We start from the raw sequence: 11,196 nt of genomic DNA on the forward strand, positions 1-11,196 counted from the left end.
ACCCGCGGCCGCGCAGGCAGCCTTCGAACGCCGGATCTGCTCGCGAAGCACGGAGTCCGGGCAATCCTTGATGCGCAGCTGGACGAGTTTGACGCCGAGTGGCACGAGACGCTCGACCCATTCGGCGTTGTCGACGATGAGATAGAAGGGGTCTAGCTTCATGAAAAGACTGCCTTGCCGATGACGGGAGTGGATGGGACGGCGACGTCGCGTGGCTCCAGCGGTATGGCCCCATGCGCCAGGCGGCCGGCATCGATGGCAAGCGCGAAGCCGCACGGCATCTTTTGCCGCCAGCATTCCTACCCGGGCTCGAATATTTTGTTGCCACGCAAGACCGCGCTCCGATGCTTCGTTGTAGACGAGCGCCAAGTCGGCAGATCGCCTTGTCTGCTGCAGGGCTTCAAAGAGCAGCGCAGGTTGACGAACGTCCTTCTCGCGCTCGCCACCCCTGCCCGTCAGTGTGTCGGCGGCTGGCGACTATGAGCTTGTGGACCGCATGCCGGAGTGGATCAGGGACGACGACTGGGACACCGCTCCGGTGGAGCAGCATTGTCCTGACGGTTTCTGCTGTCGCGGGCGCTGCAACTGACCGGATTTATTTATGCTTCAGCAGCCACATCTTTCCGGCCATCGTGATGCCGTGCGGCGAGATGGCTGGGTCGGCGTCGGGATCGAGGGTCTTGAGAAGACCGCTGATTCTCAATTCGCCTACCGTCGCCGTTGTTGCGAACTTGATTGCGATCGGCCGCTCCTGAAAGCGATCGGCTTTGGCGAAGGTAATCGTCGCATTGAGATGCGTCCACTTCTTGCTCTCCTGAAGGTACAGGTCCCCATCCCTTGCAAGTTTCAAGCCTCTGATCTGGGGAGGCGTCAAAGTGACCATCAAAGCGGCCGTATTGGGACTTGTTTTGGCGGTCGTACTCATCTTGGATCCTTACATGCTATTCAAACGATCCGCATAAAGCGGTCAGATATCGATGGGCCGAGGCTCTCGGCCTCTCGGAAGGAGATGAGCCTGCCGCTCTCTTCATCCCACAAAGCAAGCCGGACACATTCGAGGCTTTGCCGAAGGGTGACGCGGCCGATAGCCACCAACTCGGGGTGATTGCGCAGGACTTCCGGAAGCCGGTAATACGGAATGCGGCTTGAAAGGTGGTGGATGTGGTGGATACCGATATTCCCGGTCAGCCATCGAAGCACGAGCGGAAGATCATAATGTGACGCGCCGTGAAGAGCGGCCCGCGGAAATTTCCATTCTCCGGTCTTCGACCAGTGCGTTTCCTCGAACTGATGTTGGACATAAAATAGCCAGACGCCGGCTGCCCCTGCCAGCAAAACGATCGGCAGATGCACCAGCAGGAGGGGGATAGGCCCAATCGTCCACATTAACAGGCCGACTACGATCGCGATCGCTACATTCGTGGCCATCGTGGAAACCCAAGGCAAGGCTCCCGCCTGCATCATCCCGATCGGCAGGCGTTGCTTGAAGATAAAGAGCCAGGCGGGTCCAATGCCGAACATGACGATCGGATGCCTGTAAAGTCGGTAGGCGAGTCGTCCGGTTCGAGAACGGGCGCGATATTCCTCGAGCGTCAAGGTCGTGATGTCGCCGATGCCACGTTTATCAAGATTGCCCGCAGATGCATGATGTTCCGCATGTGTTTGCCGCCAATAATCGTACGGCGTTAGGGTCAAAACGCCGAGTGCCCGTCCTGTCCACGTATCCAGCTTTCGCCGGGCGAAGAATGAACCGTGCCCGCAATCGTGCTGGATCATGAATAACCGGAGCAGGAAGGCGGCGGCTGGCAGGATCAGTATGTAGCCGGGCCAAAAGTCTTGCAGCAAAGAGGCATATGCGCCGACCCATAGCAGCGCGAAGGGGACAGCTGTCACAGACAACTCGAACGCGCTGCGCCAAAAGCTCGGTTGCCGGTATTTCGCGAGGATCTTCAGCCACGCACCGGCGGAGTCTTCAAACGGCTCGTGCAACTGGCCGGCTTGGCTTCTCATAGGTTTTCTGATTTCTTTGGGACGACGATGCAAATTGGCAGGTGCCACGGTCGGATGTTCATCCGTCAAGCGCGACGAGCCTTACGTGCGGCATAGCGCCGGTCGCGCTCGGCCTTGCGTGCCGCTTCATCGGCGACGACACGTGCGATTCGGTTATTGGCTTCCAATTGGCGAGCCTCCGCCTCTGCTCTTTGATGAGCCTCGGCAACATCGGCTAATGCGGCAGCTTCCTGAAGGAGGCGGTCATTTTCCGCCGCCTTCATCGCATCGCGCTCGGCGCGACGCGCGGTCCTGGCCGAAGCAATTGCCGCCAACCGTTCTTGCATTACAGGGTCGGTCGGCTTCGGAGCCGACTCAAATTTTGCAATCAGCTGACGTCTGGCGCTTTCGGCGGACTTACGACGTTCTGAAAAGCTGTTGTCGCTTGGGTGTTTCAATCGATGTCCTTGCCCAACAGGATAGCCTAGGCCGCTACGCTTCAAGTCGTACGAGCGGTCGGGCGCTGTTCACTTGTTGAATGAAAAAGGCCAGACATCTGCCTGGCCTTCAACTATCCTTGGCAGCCACGCCAGTACATCCGTGGTCGCAGCGACTATAGGAGCTTTTTAGGCCGGTTGGAGCTGGCCTGCAGACATTTTGCCGGACTTGCGGTCATGCTCCAATTGAAAGCCGAGCTTCTGGCCTTCAGCGATTGAACTCATTCCCGCGCGTTCAACGGCAGAGATGTGAACGAAGACGTCGGCGCTCCCGTCGTCAGGCTGGATGAAGCCAAAGCCTTTGGTGGCGTTGAACCATTTTACTGTGCCAGTGGTCATGATTAACCCTTTCATCGGCATAAATTTGACGGCCCGCCGAGCGACGCGCGGCGGTGTTTTCGACTTTTGAAGGGAGAGTTGATCAAGAGGCGCAGAGCGCAGCCAAACAAATATCGGCAAACAAAGTATCGATATGTGCAGGGATAGACTGGAGATCCTTCCCAGTCAACCTTTTGTTTTCAGCTTCTCGCCATTTCCACTTAGGCGGGCAATTCCGCGTGATACGTTTCAGGTCGACGGCGCGTCAGCGGATAAGCCTCGGCTTCATAGAGTTTGCGCATCTGCAAACCATCGAAGCGCGCCTCCTCGACTTCGAGCACGGATCCACCGAGGAGAGAGGCCGGCATGTCCTCGATCGCAAAGCGAAGAGCCTCGGCGACGGAATCGAACCTCTTGTAGCCGAGGCGGCCTCTTCTGTTGATTGTCTTGCACGGGTAAAGCCCCGCGCCGGCACTATAGTCGAAAACGGTCATAACCTAATCCTTGCGGCTTGAGCGATCGCCGAGAACAGTCGTTCTTTGCCGTCCCATGTTGCGGTATTAACGGAAGAAGAAGTCAGTCCAACCGGTCCAGCACTCCGTTTTTCGAGACGCTGCTGCATCTCGGCAAGCTTCGTCGCGCGCCTCCGGAGAGCTTGCCTGCTGAGGAAATCCTGCAGCTTTGCTGCATCCGATCCTTGTTCTGGCTTGGAGCGCTTGAACATGCTTTCGGCGGCATGGCGGGTGGTGTTGGTCATTATGGCATCCTCAGTGCGGCTGCGGGACGAATACATCCGGAACAAACCGCTCCAGCCAGTATGGCGGAGTTCGCAACGTTCGCAAAATCAGGGTTTGCCAAGCAACCGACGCAGCCGGGAGGATCAGGTAGCCGAAAGGCTGAAAACGTGCCCTGTATGTAAGGTTTCAATCAGCCTCATTCAAGGCACCACATGAATAGCAAAAGCTTGCTTGCCAAAGGCGGAAATGAAGTCCAGGGTGCGATGTCGGCTGCAACTGGTCAGGGCGCTGCCGCCTGAGGGACAAGAGCGCGCCCTAGCCCCGACAAGAGGAGGACGCGATGACGTCCCGATCCTCGCATGCCTGCTTCCTGCTCTACTTCCAGAAAATGCTCCTGAACGCCAACGGCGAAAGCAAGCGCAAACCAGGCAATCGGAAAGTGCATAGGACCTTTCCCATGGTCCGCAACAGAGGACAGCTTCATGGCTCGTCACCTGTCGGTCGCGGGATGTGGGCCGGCGCGCCCATTTTTCCTGAGAAAGCTCCCGAGAAAGAGCCAAGGCTCTGGTAGCGTCGCACGGTATCTGTCCTTCCCTCTTTACTGCCCTTCAGCGTTATATCTTGGAATTACGACCAGGAGATCGCAGATGCAGGCCTTTGGAGACAACTTATGCGCCAATCATATTACAGGGCGCTGGCCCTGATGATGACCATCCCCCTGCATTCTGCATCGGGACTCAGCTCCTCGGCGCTCGGCCAGACCTCAAGGTCGGTGCCTGAAAATGCCCAGGCAAGCCGCTATGGCCTCGGCTGGGAATGCAATCGCGGTTTTCGAAGGCAGGATGACGCCTGCTTTAAGGTGAAGCTTCCCGACAACGCGTTTCTGACGAACTCCTCCTTTGGCAAGGGCTGGGATTGCCATTACGGCTTTCTGGAGAAGGGGAACCAGTGCCTCACCGTCCAAATTCCGGACAATGCATATCTCGACCCATATTTCGGCGATCGCTGGAGATGCCTGCGTGGATACCGTCAAACCAATGTGGGTTGCGACCCTATCAAAGTCCCGGAGAAAGCATTCCTGTCCGATAATACCACAGGATCCGGCTGGGAATGCGAAAGAGGTTATCGCGCGCTACAACAAGCATGTCTCAAGCTCGAACTCCCCGCCCACTCATATCTGACATCCGCCGGAAATGAGTGGAGGTGTGATAGAGGCTTTGAAAACAAGGATCAGACGTGTGTCGCTGTCGAGGTTCCGGAGAATGCCATCTTCGTCGACGCGCCCCACGGACTGAAATGGAAGTGCGACCGCGGCTTCGAGCCGAGGGGCAATCAATGCCTGCAGCTCAAGCTTCCCGAAAACGCACATCTTAACTCGACGGGCAACGGATGGGACTGTAATCGTCCGTACCAGCTTCGCGGTGGTGCCTGCATGATCGAATGACAATCAGCTGAAGTCTACCTCGGTGCCTCCCTCGCCGTCTAAATAGCTGATGATTTTTCACTCTGCTTGTTTTTTCTATCGGAAAGCAAACGGCTGGGCGCCTAAGACGGAAACTCCAGAAGAGCGACGAGATTACTGTCAGCGCGTAAATGAAAACTTCCAATTCCGACACTATATCGTCATCATAACAGCGGGTATCACGATGAACCGTCTGCAGGAGTTTTCGATCAGACCAAATGGGGATCGATGGTGCGAAACGCGGACGCCGTAGAAAGGTTTCATAACCTGCCCCGTTCGGCCCGAACGCGATGCTCTCGTCGCAGCCCTCCTCAAGCGCAGACGACAGATTCCAGCCAGCCACGAACTCTCCTCTGACCCTACATTGCAATTCGAGGGCCGCGCCCCATATTTCCTAGGACCGGAGCTGCGAAGGAGCAGCCGTCGTTCCGGGATTCCGGCACCCCGACAGCAGGAAGCCGGACAGGAGGAAGGTCTCCTGCATCTGTAGCACAGCGGCAACCTGACCAGCCCTGCCGCGCCTCAGCGAGCCCGGCGGAAGTTCAATGGCATACTTTGCGACAGTCCAGTTTGACTTGGCATGACCAACCCCTCCGGGAGAGAAATGCGTGACACTGACCTTTCCCAATAGAAGCCGCAGTTTCGACGAGAGCCGCAATGCCGTTCGCTTCTCCGGATATGACGGCATGTTCGAGGTGCGGTTTTTGATTGAAGCCAATGCCTTGCGGACCGCAAGCCAGGCCGCCCGCTCCGAAGACGAGTGCTTGAGAGCCTTTGATATGGCGCGCGAGGCCATTCTGGATGCGGCCACCCATGCCTACGGCCGCGGCTGCAAGGACCGACATACCCTGACGGCGCGGGATATCCGCCGATAGCCTATTACACCCGAAAAGGGCCGCGCAGGAGGCGAAACGATGTCAGTCGACAGAAAACATCTCAGCGTCGCGAGCCGCGTAGCAACCCGCCATCCCGACCAGGACGATCTTGAATCGGCGGTCTACAGCGCGCTTGCCGATTCCAGCGATCTCGACTCCAGCTATATCTTCGTCACCGCACGCGGCAGCGATATCACGCTGGCCGGGTGGGTGCATGTGCAAGCGGAGGTGTTGTGGGCGGAGGAGATTACGCTGAGAACGAAGGGTGTGCACAAGGTTCATAATGAGCTGTCGCCGGATTTGTGAGGCGAACCCATGGCACTATTTCCATCGGCGCGCATCCGCGCCGTGTTCCCGCCCTGACTGGGAGCAAGCCCGGCACGCTGCCGGGTTTCCGTTAACCGCAGATGGATCTCCCGATCACAGAGGCGGTTGGCGGACGAGGTCCTGCATGGCGGCGACGCTCAAAGCCTCCATGCGTTCCCGCAAGGCTCGCTCATCGAGATTCTTGCCCGCCGAGCGTAAATCTGCCAGGATCTTGCCGCGGCGAACGCGATACCGCAGGAATTACAGTTGGCTGCTTCGAAAAGTGGGCTCGCTTCAGTTTCTCAAAGCGAGCCTTCCGAGTTGCTACTATCAGACGTCTATTTGCGTCCACCACTAGGACGGGATTTGGCACCTGTTCCGCCTGCGGTCTTGGCGTCGGGAGCTTGCCCGAAGTTTGTTCCCCCCAGGTGCCCGCCACCGCTCGTGTTCGCGGCCTGGCGTTGGGTTCTGCGCTGGATCTCAGCGGCATTGGTTTTGCTCATTTAAATTCCTATTCGTCGCATGAGTGATCGCTGCCGGACGGCGCCCGGAAGACAAAGATCGATTTTGAGAGGAAAGGTCTGCTTGACGCCAAGTGGCGCGAAACGAAGCTCGACTAGCAAACTCGATGTGGCAACCTGAGCCGCCATTGTGTTTAAACGAAGTTCTCGGCCAGCGAGCCGGCCAACAAAAAAGGCCGGGGCGAAACCGCACCGACCTTCCTCACATCGCTACCCATACCAATGCCAGTACATCCGTGGTCAAAAGCAGAAAGCGACTGCGGCAATTGCGAGCGACAGATGCTTTCCAGCGCTCATCAGCAATGCCGATGAGAGGCATATAGGCACTCGCTGCATGAAACGCAACCGCAATTTTCGGTTTTGTTAAAGATATCTTATAAAAATTCAAATTGCGTGATTCACATTGCATCCGGAGCTGCGCTCAGGCATGGTCACCTCGTCAGCAGCCAATGTTACGGGCGCTGCTGCATCAGGGCTTTCAGCCCTCGCCCCAAATGGAAGGAGGACCGGAAATGTCTTCCGAACACGTCCATATCTTAAATTCCAGAGACCTCATAATGCTGCAAGGCGTCTTGGATGCGGCTGGATACAATTCAACCAGAAGCGTCGCCCATCCTGAGCGATACAACGCGGCAGCTAAGTTGCTTATCCAACGTTTCCAATATGGGATGACCTCTGCCGACGACCTTTCCAGGGAGCTGGAAAGGTGTTTTGGCGAGCCAATATCGTCGAAGTCTCCGCCAAGCTTTGAGCGGACACGCGCCTCCATTCAGGGACGGCCTGCCCGATAAACCTCCGACAACCGTAGGACTCCCCGGCCCTCCCAATGTATAGGGCGATAGCATGGAACAATGCGTCAAGGCGGGGGTTGGGGGTGTGGATTGCACGGGTGAGGAACTTTTCTCCCTCATGCCGTACTCCGGCTAACTGTGAGATCCACTATTTCTCAAATGTGGAATCGGAGACTGTGTGTCGACGTCGGCGTGGCTGCTCTTAGTGGTTGAACGCAATCAGGTGCGGCATATTATTGCGTCCGCAGATGAAGCCCTTGACATGCTTTTTAAGAATTGGCCGGTGACGAGCGGTAGCGCTTTCTTTATGGCAATGGAGGCCTGTGCGGGCACGGTAGAGGGCATAGTAACCGAAGGGGAAGCCCAGTCCGCATTCCTTGCGGCAGCTTTTGACGCGCGAGTCGTGGTTCGGATCGCCTAGCTCTTGACTTAAAAGGACTGCCAATTTGCTCGTCTTCGGGTCAGAACCACCTGGAGGTGGCGTCCGAGGCAGGTCAGGAAGGCCGCAATGGTAAGTGCAAAGCCCGGCCACTGCGTGGCTTGGGCGGCGTCGAAAAGAGGCGTGCCGAGGAACCTGACGAAAAGACTGCGGAGTGGAAAAGGGGGGAAACCCGTCGACCGCCCCGAGCGCGCCGGCTCAGCGCTCCAATTGGATCGACGCCTGAATCAGATCCTGATGGAAGCAATGCGTGCGTAGATCCTCTGTCAACTTGACCAGCCTTTCGCGGGCCAGCCCCGGCGGGCTCGCCTCGCGTCAGCATTCCGTCGATCAGACTCTGCTGAGCGCAAATCATCTGCCGGTCGATGATCACTTGCCGTCGCGCGAGTTCCAGGTCCTTCGGGGAATAGGTCATGAGGGACTATATCATACAGGCGGGCGAGAGTAGGATTCAATTCCGGACCGCCTCGGGACTATCGCGGCCAGGTGAGTTGTCATCACTGAACGAGCCGAGGAGAGCCCGCGCCTCTCGCCCCGTGACCGAGTAGCCCGCACGAAAAATAATATTGTCGCCTGGCGCTGCGTTCGTCGCATTTGCCTTGGATAAAGCGCAATAGAGGCGCATTATTTGCATATCGACAGCCAATGAAACGGGCGCTGCCGATCAAGGGGTGGCTCCCTTCGCCCCAATCAAGGGAGGACAAGATGTCTTCCACCTTCAATCGCTCTTCATATATGGCGGCTTACGGCGACTTCTTATTCAGGGCTTCCATCCTGGCGAGCTTCGCCGTCATCATCAGTTTAATTTTGAGAGGCTGGTTATGGTAGTAATCATCACAACCGGAACTCCGACGAAACGCGACGAGAATTGGCGGCTCCGGTCCATCCTCAAGCGCGCGGACTACGCGACGATAGATCTCGTTGCTTCAGAACATGGCGACCATCACGAAGAGGTGATGGTGATAAGGCGCATCAAGGCGGCGACGATTCCCGCGCCCGCCTACCCCTCTTCGAGACGGCGGAAGCTGCATGCCGATCCTGAGGCTTTGGCATCATGGGAAAACGAAGGGGGCGCCACGCGAGATGTGGACGCGCCTGCGGACAAGAAGAATTGATGACCCGCGAGGCAATTGAGCAAGGAATGCCGGATTGGCGATCAGGCTCGGTGGTCGAAAGCCCAGCCCCTCTTAGTCTTTGGTGATGCTGAAATTCTGCCCAGTGGTATGTTGCAAAGACCTGCAGCGATCATGCCGTCGCAGGCGTGATGTCGCATTGCTCCAGCTCGGAAAGAGGTGATCAAGCGATTTCCGGTTCACCGACTTCATTCGGAGTTCGGACGGTCCTTTTACGTCCTTTTGGCCCTGATGATTGAACCTGGAAAGAGATGATTGCGAAAAATCACCACATTGGGACGCACAGGTCTGACCGCTTTCTGCCCATCCCACAATATTCAGTTTGCCAGCCGTATCGATTAGGCGCATGGTAGGTCTTCAGTAGCTGTTTCTCAGGGCGCTACTGCGTGGAGGTCGGTTTCTGCCTTCGCCCCAAATTGAAGGAGGACAGCATGTCTTCCAATCTCAACATGTCTGTGCGGACCTCTGACCTGGCTGTATTGCAGGGCGTCCTTGACGACGCCGGATATGATTGCACAAGTAGCCTTGCAGACCCGAAATATTACAACGTTGCCGTCAGACTGCTGTTCAAGCTTTATCACGACGGAATGACCTCGCCCGCCGCCCTCTCTATCGAACTCAGCCGGCACTTCGGAAAAACACCACTGCCCTCGAAATCATCCGCCGAGTTCGAAAAAAATCGCAAGCGGATGCAGGGTATCCGTTCAGCCATTGAAGTTAGGTCGCCTACCGGCGCCTGAACAGAACGTTCTCGCAAAGCTCATTCGACGAAGCCCTTACCAACGGGATGGACGGTTGCATGCCGGAGCCGTTCGAACAGCTAGAGAGCTTCTCATCGCCCTCGGCGCAAGCGTCGGAGGCGCAGGAAGTCGTTGACTCTCCGTGCCATGAACTACCTGCAGCGAAAGTGCACACGGCGCGGGATTGCGCCGGCGGTCCAAGCCGTTCACTCAAGACCTTGCTGCTGCGCTTGCGAAACCATAATGCGCAACAGCCCGCCGGGAAGCGGCACAATAATGGGCACCGTCAGAGGAGGCTAGAATGCCAGAAGCACCAAACGAATTTGCGGCCAGTCCAAACGGAGACAAATGGTATCTCGAACATAACGAAACAGCGGACCAGCATACTGTCATCCATCGCGCCAACGATGCCTCCGGCGGCACTGTGACGAGATGGCCGATTTCGAGCTTTCTGGAGCACTTCGGCGATCATCCGCAAGGTCAGGCTCTTCGCGAGGCATTGCACGATGCTGGATCAGCTGAGCAGGAAGTACCGAGTGAACATACGCCCGTTGTGCAGAAACTGGTGACTTCTTTCCCTTGGTCCCGCAAAACGCAACACGTTGAGGATTGAGTACGCTCTCACTTACCTGAAAGGGTAGCCCCACGGGCGGTCTCAGGCTCGGCATATGCAAACGATGTCAGCTGGGTCGTCGAAAAAATTCCTGGCGCGGTCCTTGACGGACCTCCGTCCACTCGTCTGTACCCCTTCAAGCAGACTGAAGATTGCCAGACCGACATCTTGCCGGACTTGTCGTCATGCTCCAAGTCGTAGCCGTTCTTCTGGCCTTTGAACGATTTCGCGCATGCCAGCGCGTTCCACGGCAGAAATATGGACGAACGCGTCCCCGCCGCCGTTGTCAGGCTGAATGAAACCAAGGTCCTTAGTGGAATTGAACAGATCCGAACCGGCGTTGATTATATGACAACACCCCCGCGCCGGCAGGATCCCGCGTTCCGGCGGGAATAACCCTTCATCCCTCATGCGCGCCGCCATGGCGCGGTCGCGGCCAGCCACTGCAGCGTGCGGGCCTCGGGATCCGGGTTGCGGGTAATATCGGTGACCACGGCGGCACTGTGGGCGCCCTTTTCCAATACCAGCGGCGCCCGTTCGGCGGTGATCCCGCCAATCGCGACAAGCGGAATCATCCCGACGCGCTGTCGCCAGTCAGCAAGGCGTTCGACGCCTTGCGGCGCCCATTTCATCGCCTTGAGGATCGTGGGCCAGACCGGCCCGAGCGCAACATAATCCGGCTCGGCCGCCAGCGCCGTCTCCAGCTCCGATATGTCGTGGGTGGAAAGGCCGAGCTTCATGCCGGCGCGACGAATGGCATTTCTATCAGCGGCCA

Annotated in this window: 14 protein-coding genes and 4 pseudogenes; 7 read left to right on the forward strand and 11 right to left on the reverse strand. The window is 57.4% G+C overall.

Going from position 1 to position 11,196, the window contains the following annotated elements:
• The 9 genes and pseudogenes from HJB91_RS29735 to HJB91_RS29775 form a co-directional block, all read right to left on the reverse strand.
• Positions 1–162 (reverse strand): annotated as a pseudogene (locus tag HJB91_RS29735) (thiamine phosphate synthase); the annotation flags it as partial.
• Positions 159–269, reverse strand: a pseudogene (locus HJB91_RS29740) (thiazole synthase); the annotation flags it as partial. The pseudogenes HJB91_RS29740 and HJB91_RS29735, both read right to left, overlap by 4 nt.
• A pseudogene (locus HJB91_RS29745) lies at positions 262–565 on the reverse strand (GSU2403 family nucleotidyltransferase fold protein); the annotation flags it as partial. The pseudogenes HJB91_RS29745 and HJB91_RS29740, both read right to left, overlap by 8 nt.
• 30 nt (positions 566–595) lie before the next feature.
• Complete coding sequence (locus HJB91_RS29750; protein WP_176536298.1) at positions 596–883, reverse strand: hypothetical protein; 288 nt, start codon at positions 881–883, stop codon at positions 596–598.
• A gap of 62 nt (positions 884–945) precedes the next feature.
• Positions 946–2,010, reverse strand: a complete 1,065-nt coding sequence (locus HJB91_RS29755; protein ID WP_221156836.1) for a fatty acid desaturase — start codon at positions 2,008–2,010, stop codon at positions 946–948.
• A gap of 65 nt (positions 2,011–2,075) precedes the next feature.
• Entirely contained in the window at positions 2,076–2,447 is a 372-nt protein-coding gene (locus tag HJB91_RS29760) for a DUF6481 family protein (protein WP_221156830.1), read from the reverse strand.
• Positions 2,448–2,615: 168 nt separating this feature from the next.
• A complete protein-coding gene (locus HJB91_RS29765; protein ID WP_210633800.1) occupies positions 2,616–2,825 on the reverse strand; it encodes a cold-shock protein in 210 nt (69 codons plus the stop codon).
• Between the two features lie 200 nt (positions 2,826–3,025).
• Positions 3,026–3,298, reverse strand: a complete 273-nt coding sequence (locus tag HJB91_RS29770; protein WP_221147815.1) for a hypothetical protein — start codon at positions 3,296–3,298, stop codon at positions 3,026–3,028.
• Complete coding sequence (locus tag HJB91_RS29775; protein WP_247241824.1) at positions 3,295–3,561, reverse strand: hypothetical protein; 267 nt, start codon at positions 3,559–3,561, stop codon at positions 3,295–3,297. The genes HJB91_RS29770 and HJB91_RS29775 overlap by 4 nt, the downstream gene beginning before the upstream one ends.
• Positions 3,562–4,211: 650 nt before the next feature.
• Here HJB91_RS29775 and HJB91_RS29780 point away from each other — a divergent pair.
• The 7 genes from HJB91_RS29780 to HJB91_RS29810 all read left to right on the forward strand — a co-directional run bounded on the left by HJB91_RS29780 (position 4,212) and on the right by HJB91_RS29810 (position 10,421).
• Positions 4,212–4,985 (forward strand): hypothetical protein, encoded by a 774-nt coding sequence (locus tag HJB91_RS29780; protein ID WP_210633785.1) that lies wholly within the window; start codon positions 4,212–4,214, stop codon positions 4,983–4,985.
• A 626-nt stretch (positions 4,986–5,611) separates the two neighbouring features.
• Positions 5,612–5,878: a DUF1488 domain-containing protein gene (locus HJB91_RS29785; RefSeq protein ID WP_097599671.1), complete on the forward strand. Its 267-nt coding sequence runs from the start codon at positions 5,612–5,614 to the stop codon at positions 5,876–5,878.
• A 39-nt stretch (positions 5,879–5,917) separates the two neighbouring features.
• Positions 5,918–6,184, forward strand: a complete 267-nt coding sequence (locus tag HJB91_RS29790) for a BON domain-containing protein (RefSeq protein ID WP_210633786.1) — start codon at positions 5,918–5,920, stop codon at positions 6,182–6,184.
• A 1,517-nt stretch (positions 6,185–7,701) separates the two neighbouring features.
• Complete coding sequence (locus HJB91_RS29795) at positions 7,702–7,917, forward strand: DUF982 domain-containing protein (RefSeq protein ID WP_282615142.1); 216 nt, start codon at positions 7,702–7,704, stop codon at positions 7,915–7,917.
• A 689-nt stretch (positions 7,918–8,606) separates the two neighbouring features.
• A complete protein-coding gene (locus HJB91_RS29800) occupies positions 8,607–9,050 on the forward strand; it encodes a hypothetical protein (protein ID WP_247241825.1) in 444 nt (147 codons plus the stop codon).
• 449 nt (positions 9,051–9,499) lie between these two features.
• A complete protein-coding gene (locus HJB91_RS29805) occupies positions 9,500–9,808 on the forward strand; it encodes a hypothetical protein (RefSeq protein ID WP_210633787.1) in 309 nt (102 codons plus the stop codon).
• Positions 9,809–10,109: 301 nt separating this feature from the next.
• Positions 10,110–10,421, forward strand: a complete 312-nt coding sequence (locus HJB91_RS29810) for a hypothetical protein (RefSeq protein ID WP_183698236.1) — start codon at positions 10,110–10,112, stop codon at positions 10,419–10,421.
• Between the two features lie 161 nt (positions 10,422–10,582).
• Here the strand turns inward: HJB91_RS29810 and HJB91_RS30990 are convergent.
• Positions 10,583–10,769 (reverse strand): annotated as a pseudogene (locus HJB91_RS30990) (cold-shock protein); the annotation flags it as partial.
• A gap of 59 nt (positions 10,770–10,828) precedes the next feature.
• A partial coding sequence (locus HJB91_RS29820; RefSeq protein ID WP_221156832.1) for a thiamine phosphate synthase occupies positions 10,829–11,196 on the reverse strand: 368 nt, incomplete at its 5' end.

The organism is Rhizobium sp. NLR10b (assembly GCF_019685435.1).
Classification (GTDB): domain Bacteria; phylum Pseudomonadota; class Alphaproteobacteria; order Rhizobiales; family Rhizobiaceae; genus Rhizobium.